The following is a 23,112-nucleotide window of genomic DNA, read 5'->3' on the forward strand; positions in this document are numbered from 1 at the left end:
CCCGCCGGTCCGTCGCAGGACCGGCGGGGGCGCCCCCTCATGTCATGGCGTCACGCCAGCAGTTCCACCTCCGCCAGCGTCGACGAACCGTCCAGCACCAGCCGGTACTTCGCGTACGAACCCGGTGTCCGCACCGAGAACGCCCGGGTCTGCCGGTCCCACGTGAACGACTCGCCCGACCGCTTGTCCAGGGTCTGCCACGTGGTGCCGTCCGCCGAGCCCTGGAGGGTCCAGCCGGCCGGTGCCTTCGTGTGGTCCTTGGACGACGTCAGGGTGTACTGGACCGCCTTGGTGGCGGCGCTCACCGGCAGGTCCACCGACGTCACGGTCGCGTCCGTCGCCGAGGTGTTGTCGAACAGCGCCCCGTCGCCCTTCAGCACGTCCGCGCGCGGCGTCGGCACCTTGTCGTCCTGGGTGACGGAGACCGGCGCGGCGTTCTTGCCGGTGCCCCAGGAGGACGGCTTCGAGCCCATCGCGAACTCCAGGACGCCGCCCTTGGACAGCAGCGAGTGGGGGAGCGAAGTGGAGTTCCAGGCACGGCCGTCGAACTTCACGCCCTGCACGTAGACGTTCTTCGCGCTGTTCCTCGGCGCCTTGATCACCAGGTCGTGACCGTTCTCCAGGTGCACGGTCACCTTCTTGAACAGCGGCGAGCCGATGGTGTATTCGCCGCTGCCCATCACCAGCGGGTAGAAGCCGAGGGAGGAGAAGAGGTACCAGGCCGACTGCTCGCCGTTGTCCTCGTCGCCGTGGTAGCCCTGGCCGATCTCGCTGCCGACGTACAGCCGCGAGAGCGCCTCGCGGACCTTCGCCTGCGCCTTGTACGGCTCACCGGCCGCGTCGTACATGTAGATCACATGGTGCGCGACCTGGTTGGAGTGGCCGTACTGGCCCATCCGCACGTCCCGCGCCTCGGTCATCTCGTGGATGACACCGCCGTAGGAGCCGGTGAACTCCGAGGTGGCCGTCTCCGGGGTGGCGAAGTACGTGTCGAGCTTGTCGCCGAGGGCCTTCCGGCCGCCGTAGAGGTTGGCGAGGCCGCGGCTGTCCTGCGGGGCGGTGAAGGCGTAGCCCCAGCCGTCGGTCTCCGTGTAGTCGTAACCCCACACGCGCGGGTCGTACTTGGCGGAGTCGACGCGCCAGTTGCCCTTGTCGTCCCGGCCCTGGAAGAAGCCGGCCTGCCGGTCGAACAGGTTGACGTAGTCCTGGGCGCGGTTGAGGAAGTACTCCGACTCCTCCTGGTAGCGCTTCTCGCCGGTCTTCTTGTAGAGGGCCTGGCCCATCTTCGCGATGCCGTAGTCGTTGACGTAGCCCTCCATCGCCCACGAGAAGCCCTCACCCGTGGAGGTCGTGGTGTAGCCGAGGAAGGGGGAGGTGGCCATGCCCTTGCGGCCGACGCCGGACGACGGGGGCACGACGGTCGCGTTCTTCACCGCCGCGTCGTACGCCGCCTGCGCGTCGAACTTCACGCCCTTGACGTACGCGTCGGCGAACGCCACGTCCGACGAGGTGCCGGTCATGAGGTCCGCGTAGCCGGGCGAGGACCAGCGGGAGGTCCAGCCGCCGTCCTTGTACTGCTGCACGAACCCGTCGACCATCTCACCCGCCTGACTCGGTGTCAGCAGCGAGTACGCCGGCCAGGTGGTGCGGTAGGTGTCCCAGAAGCCGTTGTTGACGTACACCTTGCCGTCGACGATCTTGGCGCCGGTGTGCGTCGGGGTGTCCTGGCTCGTCATCGCCGAGAACGGCGAGGCGTACTGGTACTTGCCCGCGACCTTCTCGAAGCCCGAGTTCGGGTACAGGTACAGCCGGTACATGCTGGAGTACAGCGTGGTCAGCTGGTCCGGCGTGGCGCCCTGTACCTCGACCTTGCCGAGCAGCTTGTCCCAGGTGCGCTGGGCGCGCGCCTTGACGGTGGTGAAGGAGGTGCCGTCGGGGATCTCCTGCGCCAGGTTGTCCTTCGCCTGGTCCACGCTGATCAGGGAGGTCGCCAGCCGCAGGGTGACGGTGCGGTCCGAGCCCGCGTCGAAACGCAGATAGCCCTTGACGCCGCTGGACGAGCCGTCGGTCACCGGCTTGTCGAAGACGCCGTAGACGAACAGCCGGGTCGCGCCGGTCGACAGGCCCGACTTGACGTCCGAGTAACCGGTCACCGTGCCGGTGGACTTGTCGAGGGTGAGGCCCGCCTGGTCGGTGACGTTGTCGAACAGCACGCTCGCGTCGTCGCCCGGGTAGGTGAAGCGGAGCGCCGCCGCGTGGTCCGTCGGGGCCATCTCGGCCTTGAGACCGTTCTCGAACGTCACGCCGTAGTAGTACGGCCGCGCGGTCTCGTTCTCGTGCCGGAAGGCCAGCGCGCGGGCCGTGCGCCCGGTGTCGGGGGTGCCGGAGGCGGCGGACGGCATCACCTGGAAGGTCTGCCGGTCACCCATCCACGGGCTCGGCTCGTGGCTGGCGCTGAACGCCTGGATGGTCGGCAGGTTGTCGGAGTTGTTGGACCGCGCGTAGTCGTACAGCCAGCTGAGCGACGACGCGTTGGTCACCGGGGTCCAGAAGTTGAAGCCGTGCGGCACGGCCGTCGCCGGGAAGTTGTTGCCCCGCGAGAACGAGCCGCTGGAGTTGGTGCCGCGGGTGGTCAGCACGTAGTCCGAGAGGTGCGCCTTCGGCTTCTCGGGCGCCGCCCGGTCCAGCTTCACGTCGTCCAGCCAGCCGCGGAACTTCGCCGGGCCGGTGGGGGAGTCGTAGGCGACCAGGATGCGGTCGACGGTCCTGCCCGCCGCCACCGAACCGATGGCCGCGACCACGTTGTTCCACTGGTTGACGTACAGCACCTTCGCCGCGCCCTGCCCCTGCGGGGTGAGCGCGAAGCCGTGCTGGTCGGTGGCGCCCAGCGAGCTGAGGTAGGTGCCGTCGGTGAAGGCCAGGTCCACGGAGACGTTGGTGGCGTCGTAGTCGCGGTCGCCGTCGGCCATCTGCGGGAAGATCTTGTAGGACAGTTCGGTGTCGCGGCCCACCGCCACGTTCACATCGAAGATCTTGTTGTACGAGTACGCGCGGCCGGCGGCCGTGTGCCGTCCGGCGTACCGCAGGGCCCGCTTGCCGGTGTAGCCGGCCGCGGCCTTCGCGGTCGGGGAGCCGCTCGGGCCCCGGTCGACCAGCGACAGCATGTCCTGCGGGACCGGGTCACCGCTGCCGCCCGTGGAGAACTGCACGTCGGCGAGCTGCACGATGCCGGAGGCGCCGTTGTTCCTCGTGATGTCGAGCCGGAAGTGCTGGTACTCGGCGGGCTCGGCGAGGTCGTAGGTCTTGGTCTGGAAGCGCTGGGAGAACGTCTCGCCGGTCCGGGTGTCGACGGTCTTCCAGTCCGTGCCGTCCACCGAGCCCTGGAGCGTCCAGTCCTTCGGGTCGCGTTCGGCGTAGTCGTTGGCGGACGTCATGCCGTAGGTGACGATCTTCACCGGCTTGTCGAAGTCGAACTCGACCCATCCGGTGGACTCGAAGCTGAGCCATTTGGTGCTCGGCTCGCTGTCGACGAGGTTCTCCTTCACCTCGCCCGAGCCGGTGTTCTCCCCGCTGGCGCGGAGATCGGTGACATGGTCGTCGACACTGCCCGGAATGCCGCTGCTGTAGCCGCCGTCGACCCCGGAGGCCCGCGCGGACCCGTCCGGGCCGGTGTCGACGGTGTTCAGCCAGTCCGGTGCCGGGTCGCCCGTCTCGAACGACGACGCGAACTCCCGGTCGGCCGCCTTGGCTTTGGCGGGTATCGCGACCGCCGCTCCCTGCGAGCCGATCGCCAGTGTGAAGACGGCCGCGAGGACGACCGCCGGACCCCATCTGTGCCGAGCTCTGTACTGCATCAGCAAGCACCCTCCCTGCGCACGCGGACAACGTTGTCAACTCTTTGCGCAAGGTCCAGTAGGGCGGTAAGTGGCCAGTGATGTCAAGGGTGTTGGGTGTGGCGAATGGGGGTAATGCGGTGCGATACCCCCGAGAGAATCCACAGCGGGGTCATATTTCCGGCAGGTCTCACTTCGGAAAAGACCAACTGCCGATCCTGTGCCCGATCTTGTCGGTTCGTCAGGAGTGGACTATACCTGTCGGCGTCCGCCCGGCCGTCCGGACGGCCGGCGACGGCTCCCAGGGACAACCGAAAGGGTGGTTTGACGTGCGCACTTCGTCCTCTGCCCGGCTGTTCGGCGATCCTCTTGCTCAGCAAGGATCATGACGGACCATCACCCACGTCTCCGCCCGCGCGTACCACCCGCAAGAACCAGCTCGAACCAGTTCGACCCGATCGCGGTGCCGGTCAGGATCCGGTTCACCGCCTGAGTCCTGGAGAAGGCGAGGACTTGAGCATGGGATCCACTTCAGCCGAGAACGGCAGCTCCCCCGGCGACGGCCGCCACAGTTCCCCCGGTGCCGGTCACGGCGGCTCACCCCGTGCCGGCCACGGCGGTTTCCCCGGTGTCGGCCGCCGCGATCTGATCAGGCGTTCCGCCGCACTCGGTCTGCTCTCCGTGCCCGCGCTGGGCGCCCTGTCCGCCTGTGCGAGCGGCGGCGGGGGCGACGGCGGGGACAAGGGCGCGAACGAGGGCAAGACCTCCACGTCGAACCCCTTCGGCGCCAAGAAGGGCAGCACCCTCGACGTCGTCGTCTTCAAGGGCGGCTACGGCGACGACTACGCCAAGGCGTGGGAGGCCGCCTTCAGGACGAAGCTCGGCATCGCCTCCACCCACACCGGCACCCAGGAGATCACCGGCAAGCTCCAGCCCCGCTTCAACGCGGGCAACCCGCCCGACATCGTGGACGACTCCGGCGCCCAGCAGATCAAGGTCGACGTCCTGTACAAGAACGGGCAGCTCCTCGACCTCGCCGAGGTGCTGGACGCGCCCTCCGTCGACGACCCGGGCAAGAAGGTCCGCGACACCCTCATCCCCGGCACCCTGGACCCGGGGGTCCAGGAGGGCAAGGTCGTCGCCCTCAACTACATCTACACGGTGTGGGGGCTCTGGTACTCCGGGAAGCTCTTCAAGGAGAAGGGCTGGACGGCGCCGAAGACCTGGGACGACTTCATCGCCGTCTGCCAGGACGCCAGGAAGCAGGGCATCGGCGGCCTCGCCCACCAGGGCAAGTACCCGTACTACATCAATGTCGCGATCATGGACATGATCGCGAAGCAGGGCGGGCTCGACGCCGTCAGGGCGATCGACAACCTCGACCCCAAGGCGTTCGTCGGCTCCGACGCCGCGCAGGCCGGCATCGAGGCGGTCTACGAGGTGGTGGAGAAGGGCCTGCTGATGCCCGGCACCAACGGCCTCACCCACACCGAGTCCCAGACCCGCTGGAACCAGTACAAGGCCGCGTTCATCACCTGCGGCTCCTGGCTGGAGAACGAACAGCTCAAACAGACCCCCGCCGACTTCGACATGACGTTCCTGCCGATGCCCCTGCTGTCCGGCGCCAAGATGCCGTTCGAGGCGATCCGGGCCGGCTCCGGCGAGCCGTTCATCATCCCCGCGAAAGCGAAGAACCTGCCCGGAGCAAAGGAGTTCGTGCGGCAGATGCTCTCCAAGGAATGGTCCACGCTCTTCGCCAAGCAGGCCAACTCCCTCACCATCCTCAAGGACGGCGTCGACTCCTCCGTCACCCTGCGCCCGGGCACCCAGTCGACCGTGGAGGCGTCCAAGGCGGCCGGCGGCAACACGTTCCGCTATCTGTACCTCGAGTGGTACAGCGAGATGGACGCGTCGATCCAGAACGCCTCCAACGAACTGATGGCCAAGCGCATCCAGCCGAAGGAATGGCTGAAACGGTGCCAGGCCGCCGTCGACAAGGCCGCCAAGGACCCGGCCAGCAAGAAGAACCACCACGACTGAACGCGGCGGGCGGCCGGCGGCCGCCCGCGCTCGCCCGACGCCGCCACCGGTCCCGGACCGGGAGCGCCCACGCCTCCCGGTCCGGCCCGGCACACCCAGGGGCAGGGACACCATGCACAGCAGGGACACCATGCACAGCAGGGACACCATGCACAAAGGGCAGTACCGGTTCGTCGCGGGATTCCTCCTCGTTCCCGTGGCGCTCTACGTGATCTTCGTGATCTGGCCGTACGTCCAGACCTTCGGCTACTCGCTGACGGACTGGAAGGGCCAGTCGCAGACCTTCCGCTTCGTCGGGCTCGCCAACTACCGCGCGCTGCTGAAGGACGACGTCTTCCTCCAGGCCGTCGGGCACAACATCCTCTTCCTCGTCCTCATCCCGGTCGTCACCATCCTGCTCGCCCTGTTCTTCGCGTTCATGCTCAACGCGGGCGGGCACGGCCGGGCGGGCGGGGTGCGGGGCGTGGCGGGCGCCGGGTTCTACAAGATCGTCTACTTCTTCCCGCAGGTGCTGTCCCTGGCGATCCTCGCGGTGCTGTTCAACGCGGTGTACCGCAGTGACGGCGGCGGGCTGCTCAACGGCGTCCTGATCAAACTCGGTCTGGTCGGCGCGGACCACCCCGTCGAATGGCTCAACGAGCCGGACCTGGTGCTGTGGGCGCTGATCGCCGTGGTGGTCTGGCACGGGGTCGGCTTCTACCTGGTGCTGTTCTCGGCCGCCATGCAGTCCGTCCCCCGGGACATCTACGAGGCCGCCCTGATCGACGGGGCCGGGCGCGGCCAGTCCTTCTTCCGCATCACCCTGCCGCTGCTGTGGGACACCGTGCAGACCGCCTGGGTGTACCTCGGCATCGTAGCCATGGACATGTTCGTCCTGGTGTCGTCGATGACGCAGAACATGGGCGCCTACGGCGGCGGCCCCGACCATCACAGCGACGTGATGTCGACCGTGCTGATGCGCAACTTCCAGTACTTCGGGAAGAGCGGGTACGCCTGCGCCATGGGCGTGGTCATGCTGCTGCTCACCCTGGTCCTGTCCGTGGTCACGCTGCGCGCCACCCGCCGTGAGCGCATCGAGTTCTGAGCGGGAGTCCTGACTGAGATGAGCACATCCCTCGAGGAGAACGCCGCCACGGGCGGCCCCGTCCCGCCCCGCGGGGCCGCCGGGACGGCGTCCGTACGCCCTGTGGGCACGCGCGGTGAGGGCACCGTACTGAACGTGTTCTCGCACGGCTTCCTGGCCCTGTGGGCCCTGCTGATCGTGCTGCCGCTGATCTGGCTGGTGCTGAGCTCCTTCAGGACGGACGCGCAGATCGGCGGTTCGGCCTTCGGCTGGCCGCAGCACTTCTCGCCCGACGTCTTCCGGCGTGCGTGGCACAAGGGCATCGGCGACTACTTCCTGAACACCGTGATCGTGCTGGTCTTCTCGGTGCCGCTGACCCTGCTCCTCGGCTCGATGGCCGCGTACGTGCTGGCCCGCTACCGCTTCCCCGGCAACCGGTTCCTCTACTACTTCTTCGTCGCGGGCGCGATGTTCCCGGTGTTCCTGGCCCTGGTGCCGCTGTTCTTCATGGTCAAGCGGCTGGACATGCTGAACACCTACCAGGGCCTGATCCTGGTCTACATCGCCTACTCGATGCCGTTCACCGTGTTCTTCATGCACGCCTTCTTCCGCACCCTGCCCACCGCGGTCTTCGAGGCGGCGGTCCTGGACGGCGCGTCGCACACCCGGACGTTCTTCCAGGTCATGCTGCCCATGGCGCGGCCGGGTCTGATCAGTGTCGGGATCTTCAACACCCTGGGACAGTGGAACCAGTACATCCTGCCGACGGTCCTCATGCAGCCGCAGACCGGATCCGACCCCGAGCGCTACGTCCTCACCCAGGGACTCATCCAGCTCCAGCAGCAGCAGGGCTACGCCTCCGATCTGCCGGTGCTCTTCGCCGGTGTGACACTCGCCATGGTGCCGATGCTCGTGGTGTATCTCTCCTTCCAGCGCCAGGTGCAGGCGGGTCTCACCTCGGCCACCCTGAAGTAGTCACGGGAGGAGGGTTTTTCGGAGTGTGAACGGACCGGCGCTCTACCCGCCCGGAGGGCGTTCCCGCACGCTTTTCCCGGGGGCTTGCCCCGATCCGGTTCAACCTCTTGACGGGAGGCGACCCGAACGGCTCAGCTTAGAGTTCACTAGTTGGACACGAACGGGACCTCATCGAAGCGGTCCCGCCGCGCAGGAGGTCGTCGTGGAGACTCCGGGGTCGCAGTCGTCGCTGCACCGAGCCAACCTGGAGCGCGTCGTACGTGCCGTACGGCTCGCCGGGTCGCTCACGCAGGCGGAGATCGCGAGGACTACGGGGCTGTCCGCGGCGACGGTCTCCAACATCGTGCGCGAACTCAAGGACAACGGCACGGTCGAGGTCACCCCCACGTCCTCCGGGGGCCGGCGGGCCCGCAGCGTCTCGCTGAGCGGGGACGCCGGGATCGTCATAGGAGTGGACTTCGGACACACTCATTTGCGCGTCGCGATCGGGAACCTGGCCCACCAGGTGCTGGCCGAGGAGTCCGAGCCGCTGGATGTGGACGCCTCCGCGGCACAGGGCTTCGACCGGGCGGAGCACCTGGTCAACCGGCTGATCGACGCGACCGGCGTCGACCGGGCGAAGATCACCGGGGTGGGGCTCGGCGTCCCGGGACCGATCGACGTGGAGTCGGGCACGCTCGGCTCCACCTCCATCCTGCCGGGCTGGGCCGGCACCCGTCCGGCCGAGGAACTCAGGCACCGGCTCCACGTGCCCGTGCACGTGGACAACGACGCCAATCTGGGTGCCCTGGGCGAGCTGGTCTGGGGCAGCGGCCGGGGCGTGCGCGACCTCGCCTACATCAAGGTGGCGAGCGGCGTCGGCGCCGGCCTGGTCATCGACGGCACGATCTACCGGGGCCCGGGCGGCACGGCGGGGGAAATCGGGCACATCACCCTGGACGAATCCGGCCCCGTCTGCCGCTGCGGGAACCGGGGCTGCCTGGAGACGTTCGCGGCGGCCCGTTACGTGCTGCCGCTGCTCCAGCCGAGCCACGGCGGCGACCTCACCCTGGAGGGTGTGGTCCGGCTGGCGCGGGACGGCGACCCGGGCTGCCGCCGGGTCATTTCCGACGTCGGCCGCCATATCGGCCGGGGAGTCGCCAATCTCTGCAATCTCCTCAATCCGAGCCGGGTGGTTCTGGGCGGTGATCTCGCCGAGGCCGGCGAACTCGTACTGGGTCCGATCAGGGAGTCCGTCGGCCGGTATGCCATTCCCAGTGCCGCGCGTCAGCTCTCCGTTCTTCCAGGGGCCCTCGGCGGTCGTGCGGAAGTTCTCGGGGCACTCGCTCTCGCACTCAACGAGATGGGTGATTCGACGCTTTTGGACGGCACACTGCACACTGCGGCACCCGCCTTCACTTAGAGAACGGATGGCACCGTTGTAAACCCGTTAAGGATTTACTTCTTGACGCCGTACGCATGGCCGAGTTGACTTCCAGCCACCTCGGCCGCAGCGTTGCGGCCCTGTCAGGGAGGCACCCCCAAAATGAACGCAACGATGCGTCGCGTCGTGATCGGCACGGCCGCGGTTTCCATGGCTCTTTCCATGGCCGCGTGTGGTAAGGCTGGAGACAAGAAGGACGACTCCGGCAGCGGTAGCAGCAGCGGCTCGGGCAGCAAGACCATCGGACTCCTGCTTCCCGACAGCGTCACGGCACGCTACGAGAAGTTCGACAAGCCGTACTTCGAGGCCAAGGTCAAGAGCCTCTGTGCCGACTGCAACGTCGAGTACGCGAACGCCGCGGGCGACGCCGCCAAGCAGGCCCAGCAGGTCAGCAGCATGATCACCAAGGGCGTCAAGGTGATCGTGATCTCCGCCCAGGACTCCGCCGCGATCAAGTCGTCGATCCAGTCGGCCGTCGACAAGGGCATCAAGGTCGTCGCCTACGACCGTCTGGCCCAGGGCCCGGTCTCCGCGTACGTCTCCTTCGACAACGTCAAGGTCGGTGAGCTGCAGGGTCAGGCTCTGCTCACCGCCCTCGGCTCGAAGGCCACCAAGAGCTCCAAGATCGTCATGATCAACGGCGACGACGCCGACCCGAACGCCGGTCAGTTCAAGAAGGGCGCCCACTCCGCGCTCGACGGCAAGGTCGACATCGCCTACGAGCAGTCCGGCCTGTGGAAGGACACCGTCGCCGCGCAGAAGATGTCCGCCGCCATCACCCAGCTGGGCGCCAAGAAGATCGTCGGTGTCTACTCGGCCAACGACGGCATGGCCGGCGGCATCGCCAACACCCTGAAGGGCGCCGGTATCTCCGGCATCCCGCTGACCGGTCAGGACGCCGAGCTCGCGGGCATCCAGCGCATCGTCGCGGGCACCCAGTCCAGCACGGTCTACAAGGCGTTCAAGCCGGAGGCCGAGGCGGCCGCCCAGCTCGCCTACAACCTGCTCGAGGGCAAGGCCATCGACTCGCTGGCCACCAGCACGCAGACCAGCGGCTCCGGCACCAAGGTGCCCTCGCAGCTGCTGACCCCGGTCTCCGTCACCAAGGCGAACATCAAGGACACGGTCGTCAAGGACGGGCTCTACACCATCGCCCAGATCTGCACCGGCGACTACGCGAAGGCCTGCAAGACGGCCGGCCTCCAGTAACACAAAGGCAAACAGGGAACGGATTTCCCGAGCCGACGGCCGCGCATTCCCGCGGCCCCGCGAAACCCTTCCGGTGCCCGCCCGGCCATTCACCCCGCTGCCGGGCGGGCACCGGAAGAAACCGTTGCCAAAGGCAGCGGATTCGCGCATGTTCATTATGTAAACCCCGCGCATTGCGCACATCCTTCCGCGCGGTATCCACAAGCGCGGCATCCCCGCCGGTCAGGCGGCGAAGGAGATGGTTCACGTGTCCGCTACGCCCGTGCTGGCGTTGCGCGGAATCTCCAAGCGATTCGGTGCGGTCCAGGCCCTCACCGACGTAGATCTGGAGGTCCACGCCGGTGAAGTGGTCGCCCTGGTCGGCGACAACGGCGCAGGGAAATCGACCCTCGTCAAGACGATCGCCGGTGTTCACCCCATCGACGAAGGCGTCATCGAGTGGGAGGGCCGGCCGGTCCACATCAACAAGCCGCACGACGCCCAGGGACTCGGCGTGGCGACGGTCTACCAGGACCTCGCGCTGTGCGACAACCTCGACGTGGTCGGCAACCTCTACCTCGGCCGGGAGCTGCTGCACCGGGGCGTCATCGACGAGGTGACGATGGAGAAGAACGCCCGGGAACTGCTGAGCACGCTGTCCATCCGGATCCCGAGCGTGCGCATCCCGATCGCGAGCCTCTCCGGCGGTCAGCGCCAGGTCGTCGCCATCGCCCGCGCCCTCATCGGCGAGCCCAAGGTCGTCATCCTCGACGAGCCCACCGCCGCCCTCGGCGTCGAGCAGACCGCCCAGGTCCTCGACCTGGTGGAGCGGCTGCGCGAGCAGAACCTCGCCGTCATCCTCATCAGCCACAACATGGCCGATGTGAAGGCCGTCGCGGACACGGTCTCCGTGCTCCGCCTGGGCAGGAACAACGGGTCCTTCTCGGTGAAGGACACCAGCCACGAAGAGATCATCGCCGCGATCACGGGTGCCACGGACAACGCCGTCACCCGTCGGGCGGGGCGCACCACGGAGGCGGCGAAGTGAGCGACACGTCCAAGGTTTCCCGGCCGGACACCGCGCCGGAGCCGACCACCGTGGCGCCGGCCGACGATCCCACGGCCGCCCCGGTGACCGTCGTCGACCCGCGTCTGCTGGTCCGCGACGAAGGCCTCAAGGGCTACCTCACCGAGTTCAAGCGCAAGGTCAGGGGCGGTGAGCTGGGCTCGCTGCCGGTCGTCCTGGGTCTGATCATCATCTGGACGATCTTCCAGGTGAAGAACGACCGCTTCCTCAGCGCCGACAACCTCTCGAACATCAGCTACTTCCTCTCGGCCACCGGCATGCTCGCCATCGGCCTGGTGTTCGTGCTGCTGCTCGGCGAGATCGACCTGTCCGTCGGCTCGGTCAGCGGACTCGCGTCCACCGTGTTCGCGGTCTTCGTCGTCAACCACGGCATGAACGACTGGCTGGCGCTGCTGCTCACCGTCCTCACCGGCGTCGCCATCGGCGCGCTGCACGGCTGGTTCTTCGCCCGGATCGGCGTACCGGCGTTCGTGGTCACCCTGGCCGGCTTCCTCGGCTGGAACGGCCTGATGCTGTGGCTGCTGGGCTCCAGCGGCACCATCAACATCCCGGCCGACAGCGGCCCGGTGCATCTGCTCGGCCAGAGCTCCTTCTTCATGGACCAGGCCATCGTCGGCGCCTACGTCCTGGCCGGCCTCGGCGTCGCGCTGACCCTGGTCGGCTCCTTCGGCGAGCAGCGCCGCCGCAAGGCCGCGGGCGTCCCGTTCCGGCCCACCAGCGAGATCCTGCTGCGCGTCGGACTGCTCGCGGTGGCGTCCTTCGTGGCCGCGGCCGTGCTGAACAACGCCTCCGGCGTGTCCAACGCCCTGGTGATCTTCCTCGCCTGCCTGGTGATCGTCGACTTCGTGCTGCGCCGCACCACCTACGGCCGCAAGGTCTTCGCGGTCGGCGGCGGCATCGAGGCGGCCCGCCGTGCCGGTATCAGCGTGCCGATGGTCCGGATCACCGTGTTCGCCATCTCCGGCGGGTTCGCGGCGGTCGGCGGCATGTTCTTCGCGGGCCAGACCGCGAGCGCCACGCTCAACGCCGGAGGCGGCAACACCCTGATGCTGGCGATCGCCGCGGCGGTCATCGGCGGCACGAGCCTTTTCGGCGGCCGGGGCAGCGTCTGGTCGGCCCTGCTGGGCATGCTGGTCATCCAGTCGATCCAGACCGGCCTCGACCTGCTCAACATGAACACCTCCATCCAGTACATGATCACCGGCGCGGTCCTGCTGGGCGCCGTGGTCATCGACTCGGTGTCCCGCAGGAGCCAGAAGGCCGCGGGCCGCGCGTAGGGCCTGGCCGGCCGGGGCACGGGGGTCCGCGGGGGCCGGTCCCCCGGCGGCGGCCCCCGTGCCCCGGACCGACGTCCACCCGACGGGGTCCCCCGGCGCCCGGCGGGATCCCTCCGGCGGTGTCCGCCCGGCAGCGTCCGCCCGGCGATGTCCGCCTGATGGCGTCTGCCCGATGGGGTCCGGTCGGCGGTGTGCGCCTGGCGGCGTCTGCCCCATGGGGTCCGGCCGGCGGTGTCCGGCCGGTATGCGGCGGCTGGTACGCGCAGGGTGGCCGCCGGGACGGCGGGGGACCCCGGCAGGGGAGGTGTTCCCGGTGCGCCGCCGGGCCCGTTCCTCCCGGGGCGCGGCAGCGGCGGGGCGGGTTTCCGGGTCGGGCCGCGGCTGCGGGATGCTTCCGGGCCCTGGCGGGACCAGGCAGGGGACCACGGGCTGTGCCCGGCACCGACGGCGGTGCCGGGCACAGCCGTGTCCCGGGGCGACACGCCGGGTCCCGGCACAGGGGCCCGCCGTGTCATTGGAGGGCCCGTTGGTGGGTAGGGCCGTTCGAGTGACCTACGACGCACCGCCCGGACACGCCTTACCGGAGCGGAACATTAGACTCGACAAGCCCGGCAACAGCTCGAACAGCTCTACTGCAAGGAGGCACGGGTGCCGCTGCTGACCCGTATCACGGGACCGCGCGATCTGGACCGGCTCAGCCTGGAGCAGCTGGACCAGCTGGCCGAGGAGATCCGGACCTTCCTGGTCGACGCGGTCTCCAAGACCGGCGGCCACCTGGGCCCCAACCTCGGTGTGGTGGAGCTGACCATCGCCCTGCACCGCGTCTTCGAGTCCCCCAGGGACCGAGTGCTGTGGGACACCGGCCACCAGTCCTACGTGCACAAACTGCTCACCGGCCGCCAGGACTTCTCCCGGCTGAAGATGAAGGGCGGCCTGTCCGGCTACCCCTCGCAGGGGGAGTCCGAGCACGACGTCATCGAGAACAGCCACGCCTCCACCGTCCTGGGCTGGGCCGACGGCCTCGCCAAGGCCAACCAGGTCCTCGAACGCGACGACCACGTGGTCGCCGTGATCGGCGACGGCGCGCTGACCGGCGGCATGGCCTGGGAGGCGCTCAACAACATCGCCGCCGCCAAGGACCGCCCGCTGGTCATCGTCGTCAACGACAACGAGCGTTCCTACGCGCCCACCATCGGCGGCCTCGCCAACCATCTGGCCACCCTGCGCACCACCGACGGCTACGAGCGCTTCCTCGCCCGCACCCGGGAGGTCCTGGAGCGCACCCCGGTCGTCGGCAGGCCGCTCTACGACACCCTGCACGGCGCGAAGAAGGGCCTGAAGGACTTCATCGCCCCGCAGGGCATGTTCGAGGACCTCGGCCTGAAGTACGTCGGCCCGATCGACGGCCACGACATCGAGGCCCTGGAGTCCGCACTGACCCGCGCCAAGCGGTTCAACGGCCCGGTGATCGTGCACTGCCTCACCGAGAAGGGCCGCGGCTACCAGCCCGCCCTCCAGGACGAGGCCGACCGCTTCCACGCAGTCGGCCGCATCCACCCCGACACCGGCCTGCCCATCGCCACCGCGGGCGCCGACTGGACGTCGGTCTTCGGCGACGAGATGGTCGCCCTCGGCAAGGAGCGCGACGACATCGTCGCCATCACGGCCGCGATGCTCCAGCCGGTCGGCCTCGACAGGTTCGCCAAGGCCTTCCCCGAGCGGGTCTACGACGTCGGGATCGCCGAGCAGCACGGCGCCGTCTCCGCGGCGGGCCTCGCGCACGGCGGACTGCACCCGGTCTTCGCCGTCTACGCGACCTTCCTCAACCGCGCCTTCGACCAGGTCCTCATGGACGTCGCCCTGCACAGGTGCGGTGTGACGTTCGTGCTCGACCGGGCCGGGATCACCGGCACCGACGGTGCCTCCCACAACGGCATGTGGGACATGTCGATCCTCCAGGTCGTGCCCGGCCTGCGCATCGCCGCGCCCCGCGACGCCGACCAGGTGCGCGCCCAGCTGCGGGAGGCCGTCGCCGTCGACGACGCGCCGACCGTGGTCCGCTTCTCCAAGGGCGCCGTCGGCCCCGCCGTACCCGCCGTGGGCACGTTCGGCGGCATGGACGTGCTGCGCGAGCCGGGCACCACCGCCCCGGACGTGCTGCTCGTCTCCGTCGGCGCGCTGGCCCCGATGTGCCTGGACATCGCCGGGCTGCTCGACAAGCAGGGCATCTCCACCACCGTGGTCGACCCGCGCTGGGTCAAGCCGGTCGACGAGGCCATGGCCCCGCTCGCCGAGCGGCACCGGGTCGTCGTCACCGTCGAGGACAACTCGCGGGTCGGCGGCGTCGGCTCGGCGGTCGCGCAGGCCCTGCGCGACGCGGGCGTCGACGTACCGCTGCGCGACTTCGGCATCCCGCCGCGCTTCCTCGACCACGCCTCGCGCTCCGAGGTCCTCGCGGAGATCGGCCTCACCGCTCCCGACATCGCCCGCCAGGTCACCGGCCTGGTCGCCAAGCTGGACGGCCGCTACGACCGTCCGGCGGCCGAGGTCGACTCGGTGGAACCGGCGAGGGACTAGCGCCAGGCGTACCGGGACCCGTGCAGCCTGCGGGGACGCAGCGCCACCCACGGCCCCCGAACGGGCCGGTCGCACCACCCGTCGTGGTGGTGGGACCGGCCCGTTCGCGTGAAACGTCCCGCGCCGGGGCACACGTACCACGCCCCCTCCCGATCGTGTCGGGCAGGTCGAGGACGACGAGCGTGGGAGGTACCCCCATGAGCAGCAACCTCTTCCGGACGAAGAACGTCGAGGAGTCCATCCGCGACACCGAGGAGCCGCAGCACGCGCTCCGGAAAACCCTGTCCGCGCTGGACCTGACCGTCTTCGGCGTCGGCGTCATCATCGGCACCGGCATCTTCGTCCTCACCGGCAAGGTCGCCAAGGAGAACGCCGGCCCCGCCGTGTCCCTGGCGTTCGTCGTGGCCGGCGTGGTCTGCGCCCTCGCCGCGATCTGCTACGCAGAGTTCGCCTCGACCGTGCCGGTGGCCGGATCGGCGTACACCTTCTCCTACGCCTCCCTCGGCGAACTGCCCGCCTGGACCATCGGCTGGGACCTCGTCCTGGAGTTCGCGCTGGGCACGGCGGTGGTGGCCGTCGGCTGGTCCGGTTACATCCGCTCGCTCCTCGACAACGCCGGCTGGCACCTGCCCGACACGCTCGGCGGGCGCGACGGCGCCCACGGCTTCGGCTTCGACATCCTCGCGGCGGGGCTGGTCCTGGTGCTCACGGGCATCCTGGTCCTCGGGATGAAGCTGTCCGCGCGCGTCACCACCCTGGTGGTAGCGATCAAGGTCGCCGTCGTCCTGATCGTGATCATCGCGGGCGCCTTCTTCATCACCGGCTCCAACTACAAGCCGTTCGTCCCGAAGTCCGAGAGCGTGTCCGCGGGCGGCAGCCTGAAGGCGCCGCTGATCCAGCTGATGTTCGGCTGGGCGCCGTCCAATTTCGGCGTCATGGGCATCTTCACCGCCGCGTCCGTCGTGTTCTTCGCGTTCATCGGCTTCGACATCGTCGCGACGGCGGCGGAGGAGACCCGCAACCCGCAGCGCGACATGCCGCGCGGCATCCTCGGCTCGCTGTTCGTGTGCACGGCGCTGTACGTCGCCGTGTCGATCGTCGTGACCGGCATGCAGCACTACAGCAAGCTGTCCGTGGACGCCCCGCTCGCGGACGCCTTCAAGGCCACCGGCCACCCCTGGTACGCCGGGGTGATCAGCTTCGGCGCGGCGGTGGGCCTCACCTCGGTCTGCATGATCCTGCTGCTGGGCCAGACCCGGGTGTTCTTCGCGATGAGCCGGGACGGTCTGCTGCCCCGCTTCTTCTCGATCGTCCACCCCCGCTTCCGCACCCCGCACCGGCCGACCATCCTGCTCGGCGTGATCATCGCGATCCTGGCGGGCTTCACCAGCCTCAGCGAACTCGCCGAACTGGTGAACATCGGCACGCTGTTCGCGTTCATCGTGGTCGCCATCGGGGTGATCGTCCTGCGCCGCACCCGCCCCGACCTGCCCCGCGCCTTCCGCACCCCGTGGGTCCCGTTCCTGCCGGTCGTCTCCGTCCTGGCCACCCTCTGGCTGATGGTCAACCTCCCCGCCGAGACCTGGCTCCGCTTCGCCGTCTGGATGGTCATCGGCTTCGCGGTCTACTTCCTCTACGGCCGCGGCCACAGCAGGCTCAACCGGCCCGCCCGCGAGGAGGCGGCCCGGCCCGAGGCGTAGCCGCCCGGCGCTACGGCCGTACCGTGCGCGGGCCCGTCACCCCGGCGCCCGTCGCCGTGACCCGGTGACGGAGTCCGCGGTCCGCCGTCACGACCAGGACCGGCCGGTCCGCGGCGGCGGCCGCGAGGGCGGCGATCAGATCGTCGCCGCTGCCCGGCGCCGACTCCACCCGCACCCCGGGCACCGACTCCACGCCGCGCGCCGCGCCCTCCACCACCAGCACGATCTCCACCTCGTCCGCGGCCCGCCCCGGCACCCCGTGCTCCGCCAGCCGGTCCCGCAGCCGCACGGCGGCCCCCTTCCGGTCCCGCCACCAGCCGTCGGGCACCGACCCGACGACGTTCGCACCGTCCACGATCACGAGCACGGGCCGGGGCGGGGGAGGGATCTCGGTCATGCGGCAAGGGTGTCACGCCGGGCCGCCCGCCCCCTCGCGGTGCCGCCGAGTGGCCCTCTTCACCGTGCCGGGGGCGGCCTAGAGTGAAGCGGTGAACGGCGAATGGCTCGTACGCGGCCGTGACGGCCGGCTCAGCGTCTATCTGCCCTCGGGCGACGCCGTCCTGTGCCGGGCCGAGCGGACCCCCGGCGGGCCCTGGGGCGAGGCGCGCCGGACGGGTGGGGAGCAGAAGCTGCACCCCGGGGTCCTCGCGGTCGGCCGGGGCGCCAACGGGTACGCGCATCTGGTCTCCTGGCGGCCCACCGGCGGCGGCGAGGCGGCCCTCGTGCACTCCACCCACTTCCGCCCGCTGCTCGCCGCCCTGGACTGGAACCCGGTCGGCCACCCCGACAGGAAGGGCCCGGTGACCGGCCCGCCCGCCGTGGCCGTCGACGCCGAGGGACGCGCCCATGTCTTCGTGCGCGCCGCGGACGGCGGGGTGCGGATGACCGCGCAGAAGGCGAAGGGCGGCTGGGATCCCTGGCGGGACCTGAAGGGCCGTGACGTCCGGGGGGACCTGGTGGCGGTGACGGGGGAGTCGGGCCGGGTGGAGGTGTACGCGGCCGTCCCCGGCGGGGTGCTGCACTGGCGTCAGGAGGAGCCCGGCGCCCAGCCGGTGCCGGCGGAGACCCTGGAGATCTCGGTCCGACCGGGCACCCTGCACGCCCTGGCCACCTCGCAGGACGGTACGACGCTCTTCTGCACCGACGGGAACGGCGACCTCCGTGCCTGGCGGGCCGGGGGCAAGCCGGCCGTGCTGCTGCCCTCGGCGGGCCCGGGCCCGGTGGCCGCCGTGCGCTGCGAACTCGACGGCCACGACTGCACGCTGCTCGCCCAGCGGTCGGCGAGCGGCCGGGTCGCCTTCGCCGCCTATCCGACCGAGACCGAGGAGGCGGGGGCCTGGTGGACCGAGTCGGGGCCCGCGCTGCCCGCCGACGCCGTCGTGTCCCTCACCACCGACCACCTCGGACGGGTGGCGGCGGCGACGCTGTCCCCGTCGACGGGGCTGCTGCTGCTCACCCGCCGCAAGGACGAACCGGGCCTCGCGCTGGAGGCGTGGCGGGAGGTGTGAGCACCCGCAGGAGGCGGCGGCCGGCACGGGCCCTGTGACGGGAGGGGCGAGCGTCCGGTGGGGTGACAGGAGGGACGAGTGCGCCATGATGGCCGTCGTGGACACCGAGACACTCATCGACGCCTGGCGGCGTCTTCTCACCGGCTCCGGAAAATCATGGGTGCTGTTCGAGCACGGCACCTGCGTGGTGGTCGAGGACCCCGTCGGCGATCTCGCCGAGCGCGCCACCGGCATCCTGAGCGAGTACGGGCCGGTCCAGCTGGCGGCCGCGTCCGGGGACTTCAGGGTGCTGGAGCTCAACAGCGGCGAGGGCTGGCTGGTGACGGGACATCACCCCGACGTCGTCACCTACGTCCCCCTCGCCGACTCCGACGACCAGTCCCACCTCGCCGTGGGCATCCTCGGCCGCACCAGACGCGACGAGGACGGCCGGGAACTGCGCGTGGTGCATGTGGAGGACGCCCGCTGACCCGCCGGTGCCCGGCACACCGAGGGGTGTGCCGGGCACCGTACGGCCTCGTGGCCCGGGGGCTACGCCGGGACGCTCGCCACGCCCGGGGCCAGGAACGGCTTGCCGTTGACGCGTGCCGAGACGCCCTCGCGGTCCAGGTACGGCGTGATGCCGCCCAGGTGGAAGGGCCAGCCCGCGCCGGTGATCAGGCACAGGTCGATGTCCTGGGCCTCGGCCACGACGCCCTCGTCGAGCATCAGGCCGATCTCCTGCGCCACCGCGTCCAGGACACGGGCGCGGACCTGCTCCTCCGTCAGGACGGTGTCGCCCTGCTCCAGGAGCGCGGCGACCTCGGGGTCGAGCTCGGGCCTGCCGCTGTCGTAGACGTAGAAGCCGCGCTTGCCGGCCTTGACGACGGCCGCGAGGTTCGGGGAGACCGTGAAGCGGTCCGGGAAGGCCCGGTGGAGGGTCTCCGAGACGTGCAGGCCGATCGCGGGCCCGACCAGTTCGAGCAGGACCAGCGGGGACATCGGCAGGCCGAGCGGCTCCACCGCCTTCTCCGCGACCGCGACCGGGGTGCCCTCGTCGATGACGTTCTGGATCTCGCCCATGAAACGGGTCAGGATCCGGTTGACGACGAACGCCGGGGCGTCCTTCACCAGCACCGCGGTCTTCCTGAGCTTCTTGGCGACGGCGAACGCCGTGGCCAGCGACGCGTCGTCGGTCTGCCCGCCGCGGACGATCTCCAGGAGGGGGAGCACGGCGACCGGGTTGAAGAAGTGGAAACCGACGACCCGCTCGGGGTGCTTCAGCTTCGACGCCATCTCCGTCACCGACAGGGAGGACGTGTTGGTCGCGAGGATCGCGTGCGCCGGGGCGACCGCCTCGACCTCCGCGAACACCTTCTGCTTGACGCCGATCTCCTCGAAGACCGCCTCGATGACGAAGTCGGCGTCCGCGAAGCCCTCGGCCTTGTCGAGCACACCGGTCACCAGCGCCTTGAGCCGGTTGGCCTTGTCCTGGTTGATACGGCCCTTGCCGAGCAGCTTGTCGATCTCGGCGTGGACGTAGCCCACGCCCTTGTCGACCCGCTCCTGGTCGATGTCGGTCAGCACGACCGGCACCTCCAGGCGGCGCAGGAAGAGCAGGGCCAGCTGGGACGCCATCAGACCCGCGCCGACGACACCGACCTTGGTGACCGGGCGGGCCAGGTTCTTGTCCGGGGCGCCGGCCGGGCGCTTGCCGCGCTTCTGGACCAGGTTGAACGCGTAGATGCCGGAGCGCAGTTCACCGCTCATGATGAGGTCGGCGAGCGCGGCGTCCTCGGCGTCGTAGCCCTTCTGGAGGTCGCCGTCCTTCGCGGCGGCGATGATCTCCAGGGCGCGGTAGGCGGCCGGGGCCGCGCCGTGCACCCTGCCGTCGGCGAGGAAACGGCCCTTGGCGACCGCCTGGTCCCAGGCCTCGCCGCGGTCGATCGCGGGGCGCTCGACGGTGATGTCGCCCCTGAGGACACCGGCCGTCCACACCAGGGACCGCTCCAGGAAGTCGGCACCCTCGAACAGCGCGTCGGCGATGCCCAGTTCGTAGACCTGGGTGCCCCCCAGCTGCTTGTTCTGGTTGAGGCTGTTCTCGATGATCACCGAGACGGCCCGCTCCGCGCCGATCAGGTTCGGCAGCAGCGTGCAGCCGCCCCAGCCGGGGACCAGACCGAGGAAGACCTCGGGGAGCGAGAACGCCGGCAGCGCCTTCGACACCGTGCGGTAGGTGCAGTGCAGGCCGACCTCGACGCCGCCGCCCATCGCGGCGCCGTTGTAGTACGCGAACGTCGGCACGGCGAGCTTCGCGAGGCGCTTGAACACCTCGTGGCCGCCCCGGCCGATGGCGAGCGCGTCGTCGCGGTTCTTCAGCAGCTCGACGCCCTTGAGGTCGGCGCCGACCGCGAAGATGAACGGCTTGCCGGTGATGCCCGCGCCGGTGATCTCCCCGGCGGCGGCCTCCCTCTCGACCTGGTCGATCGCCGCGTCGAGGTTCGCCAGCGAGGCCGGGCCGAAGGTGGTCGGCTTGGTGTGGTCCAGGCCGTTGTCCAGCGTGATCAGCGCGAAGCGCCCGGCGCCGGACGGCAGATCGAGGTGGCGTACGTGCGCCGAGGTCACGACCTCGTCGGGGAACAGCTCGGCCGCGCCCTTCAACAGCTCAGCGGTGGTGCTCACTTGTCCCCCTCGAAGTGCGGGTTCTCCCAGATGACCGTGGCGCCCATGCCGAAGCCGACGCACATGGTGGTCACGCCGTAGCGGACGTGCGGCTGCTCCTCGAACTGGCGGGCCAGCTGCGTCATCAGACGCACGCCGGAGGAGGCCAGCGGGTGGCCGAAGGCGATGGCGCCGCCGTACCGGTTGACGCGCTCGTCGTCGTCCGCGATGCCGTAGTGCTCGAGGAAGGCCAGCACCTGCACGGCGAAGGCCTCGTTGATCTCGAACAGCCCGATGTCGGAGATGGACAGCCCCGCCTTGGCGAGGGCCTTCTCCGTCGCCGGGATCGGTCCGTAGCCCATGACCTCCGGCTCGACGCCCGCGAAGGCGTAGGAGACCAGGCGCATCCTGACCGGCAGGCCGTTCTCGCGGGCGAAGTCCTCGCTCGCGATGATCGACGCGGTCGCGCCGTCGTTCAGACCGGCCGCGTTGCCCGCGGTGACCCTGCCGTGGACGCGGAACGGCGTCTTCAGGCTCGCCAGGTTCTCCAGCGTGGTGCCCGGCCGCATCGGCTCGTCGGCGGTGACCAGACCCCAGCCGGTCTCGCCCGCCTCGGGGGTCGTACGGCGTACGGAGATCGGCACCAGGTCCTGCTGGATCCTGCCGTCGGCGTACGCCTTGGCGGCCTTCTCCTGCGAGCGCACCGCGTACTCGTCGGCACGCAGCTTGGTGATCGTCGGGTAGCGGTCGTGCAGGTTCTCCGCGGTCATGCCCATGAACAGGGCGGACTCGTCGACCAGCTTCTCGCTGACGAAGCGCGGGTTCGGGTCCACACCCTCGCCCATCGGGTGGCGTCCCATGTGCTCGACACCGCCGGCGATGACGGCGTCGTAGGCGCCGAAGGCGATGGAACCGGCGGTGGTCGTCACGGCGGTGAGCGCGCCCGCGCACATCCGGTCGATCGAGTAGCCGGGGACCGACTGGGGGAGCCCGGCGAGGATGCCGGCGGTGCGGCCGAGGGTCAGGCCCTGGTCGCCGATCTGCGTGGTCGCGGCGATGGCGACCTCGTCGATCTTCTTCGGGTCCAGTCCGGGGTTGCGGCGCAGCAGCTCGCGGATCGCCTTCACGACGAGGTCGTCGGCGCGGGTCTCGTGGTAGATGCCCTTCGGGCCCGCCTTGCCGAACGGGGTACGGACGCCGTCTACGAAGACGACGTCCCTGACGGTACGAGGCACGATGGCTCTCCTCCAGGGTGCGGGGTGCGCTGAGCGCGCGCTCAGGTCATGCTACTTGTGGGTAACGTGGCTGCCCAGTCCTGCCGGGGGGAGCGGTGAATGTCACACCGGGTCGGGTGAAGGGTGCCGCCCTTTCGGCCCTGTTCCAGGGGGCCCGCCCCCTGGACCCCCGGGTGGGTCGGGCGGGTGACGCCCCTCCGGCTCCCCTCCCAGGGGGCTCCGCCCCCTGGACCCCCGGGCCTGTGCCCACCCACCACCCGACTCGGTGAGTGGCGAGGCACCGTCCCGGGGCGGGGCCGGCGGTCGACGGGGGAGCGGGGCGGGGTGGGGGCGGGGCCAGGCCGGGTGGGGCGGTAGTCGAAGGCCGACGTGGTCAGGGGCAGGGTCAGGGGCAGGGCCGGGGCGGTCGGGGACCGGCGCCCGGGGACCTTGGAGGTGGTCGGCGGCGCCCGGAACTCGGAGGTGGTCGGGGGCCGGGGCGGTCGGTCGGGGTCCGGGGCCGAGCCTGCCGTGGCCCGAGACCGGTGAGGGGTTCCGGGCCACGGCTCGGCGTCCGGTTTTGTGGG

Annotated in this window: 15 protein-coding genes; 11 read left to right on the forward strand and 4 right to left on the reverse strand. The window is 70.0% G+C overall.

Annotated features, from left to right (window positions below; all coding sequences use genetic code 11):
- Positions 1–50 precede the first annotated feature (50 nt).
- Positions 51–3,854 (reverse strand): GH92 family glycosyl hydrolase, encoded by a 3,804-nt coding sequence (locus ABZ862_RS00750; protein ID WP_360949965.1) that lies wholly within the window; start codon positions 3,852–3,854, stop codon positions 51–53.
- A 498-nt stretch (positions 3,855–4,352) separates the two neighbouring features.
- Between ABZ862_RS00750 and ngcE the strand changes: the two genes are divergently transcribed.
- The 9 genes from ngcE to ABZ862_RS00795 all read left to right on the forward strand — a co-directional run bounded on the left by ngcE (position 4,353) and on the right by ABZ862_RS00795 (position 17,163).
- Positions 4,353–5,873, forward strand: a complete 1,521-nt coding sequence (ngcE, locus tag ABZ862_RS00755) for an N-acetylglucosamine/diacetylchitobiose ABC transporter substrate-binding protein (protein WP_360949968.1) — start codon at positions 4,353–4,355, stop codon at positions 5,871–5,873.
- Between the two features lie 148 nt (positions 5,874–6,021).
- Positions 6,022–6,957 (forward strand): sugar ABC transporter permease, encoded by a 936-nt coding sequence (locus ABZ862_RS00760; protein WP_360951346.1) that lies wholly within the window; start codon positions 6,022–6,024, stop codon positions 6,955–6,957.
- Positions 6,958–6,975: 18 nt separating this feature from the next.
- Positions 6,976–7,911, forward strand: a complete 936-nt coding sequence (locus tag ABZ862_RS00765; RefSeq protein ID WP_360949971.1) for a carbohydrate ABC transporter permease — start codon at positions 6,976–6,978, stop codon at positions 7,909–7,911.
- Between the two features lie 202 nt (positions 7,912–8,113).
- Positions 8,114–9,313 carry an ROK family transcriptional regulator gene (locus ABZ862_RS00770; RefSeq protein ID WP_360949974.1) on the forward strand — a complete coding sequence of 400 codons (1,200 nt, stop codon included), beginning with the start codon at positions 8,114–8,116 and terminating at the stop codon, positions 9,311–9,313.
- 135 nt (positions 9,314–9,448) lie between these two features.
- Positions 9,449–10,543, forward strand: a complete 1,095-nt coding sequence (locus tag ABZ862_RS00775) for a substrate-binding domain-containing protein (RefSeq protein WP_360951349.1) — start codon at positions 9,449–9,451, stop codon at positions 10,541–10,543.
- A 238-nt stretch (positions 10,544–10,781) separates the two neighbouring features.
- A complete protein-coding gene (locus tag ABZ862_RS00780; RefSeq protein WP_360949977.1) occupies positions 10,782–11,570 on the forward strand; it encodes an ATP-binding cassette domain-containing protein in 789 nt (262 codons plus the stop codon).
- Positions 11,567–12,886: a sugar ABC transporter permease gene (locus ABZ862_RS00785; protein WP_360949980.1), complete on the forward strand. Its 1,320-nt coding sequence runs from the start codon at positions 11,567–11,569 to the stop codon at positions 12,884–12,886. The genes ABZ862_RS00780 and ABZ862_RS00785 overlap by 4 nt, the downstream gene beginning before the upstream one ends.
- A 648-nt stretch (positions 12,887–13,534) precedes the next feature.
- The gene (gene dxs, locus ABZ862_RS00790; RefSeq protein ID WP_360949983.1) at positions 13,535–15,463 is read left to right on the forward strand and encodes a 1-deoxy-D-xylulose-5-phosphate synthase; all 1,929 of its coding nucleotides are present in this window, start codon (positions 13,535–13,537) and stop codon (positions 15,461–15,463) included.
- 197 nt (positions 15,464–15,660) lie between these two features.
- On the forward strand, positions 15,661–17,163 hold the full coding sequence (locus tag ABZ862_RS00795; RefSeq protein ID WP_360949986.1) for an amino acid permease: 1,503 nt from the start codon (positions 15,661–15,663) through the stop codon (positions 17,161–17,163).
- 10 nt (positions 17,164–17,173) lie between these two features.
- Here ABZ862_RS00795 and ABZ862_RS00800 read toward each other — a convergent pair whose 3' ends face one another.
- Positions 17,174–17,560, reverse strand: coding sequence for an NTP pyrophosphohydrolase (locus ABZ862_RS00800; protein WP_360949989.1), 387 nt, complete (start codon positions 17,558–17,560; stop codon positions 17,174–17,176).
- A gap of 91 nt (positions 17,561–17,651) precedes the next feature.
- Here ABZ862_RS00800 and ABZ862_RS00805 point away from each other — a divergent pair, with 91 nt between their 5' ends.
- Together ABZ862_RS00805 and ABZ862_RS00810 are read left to right on the forward strand one after the other, a co-directional pair.
- Complete coding sequence (locus tag ABZ862_RS00805; RefSeq protein ID WP_360949992.1) at positions 17,652–18,671, forward strand: hypothetical protein; 1,020 nt, start codon at positions 17,652–17,654, stop codon at positions 18,669–18,671.
- An 88-nt stretch (positions 18,672–18,759) separates the two neighbouring features.
- Positions 18,760–19,140 carry a hypothetical protein gene (locus ABZ862_RS00810; protein ID WP_360951352.1) on the forward strand — a complete coding sequence of 127 codons (381 nt, stop codon included), beginning with the start codon at positions 18,760–18,762 and terminating at the stop codon, positions 19,138–19,140.
- Between the two features lie 62 nt (positions 19,141–19,202).
- On the opposite strand, the gene ABZ862_RS00815 is transcribed toward ABZ862_RS00810, so the two are convergent.
- Both ABZ862_RS00815 and ABZ862_RS00820 read right to left on the reverse strand, forming a co-directional pair.
- Positions 19,203–21,332: a 3-hydroxyacyl-CoA dehydrogenase NAD-binding domain-containing protein gene (locus tag ABZ862_RS00815; RefSeq protein ID WP_360949995.1), complete on the reverse strand. Its 2,130-nt coding sequence runs from the start codon at positions 21,330–21,332 to the stop codon at positions 19,203–19,205.
- Positions 21,329–22,546 carry an acetyl-CoA C-acyltransferase gene (locus tag ABZ862_RS00820; protein ID WP_360949997.1) on the reverse strand — a complete coding sequence of 406 codons (1,218 nt, stop codon included), beginning with the start codon at positions 22,544–22,546 and terminating at the stop codon, positions 21,329–21,331. The genes ABZ862_RS00815 and ABZ862_RS00820 overlap by 4 nt, the downstream gene beginning before the upstream one ends.
- Between the last annotated feature and the right edge of the window lie 566 nt (positions 22,547–23,112).

This window comes from Streptomyces sp. NPDC047000 (assembly GCF_040644295.1).
In the GTDB taxonomy this organism is placed as follows: domain Bacteria; phylum Actinomycetota; class Actinomycetes; order Streptomycetales; family Streptomycetaceae; genus Streptomyces.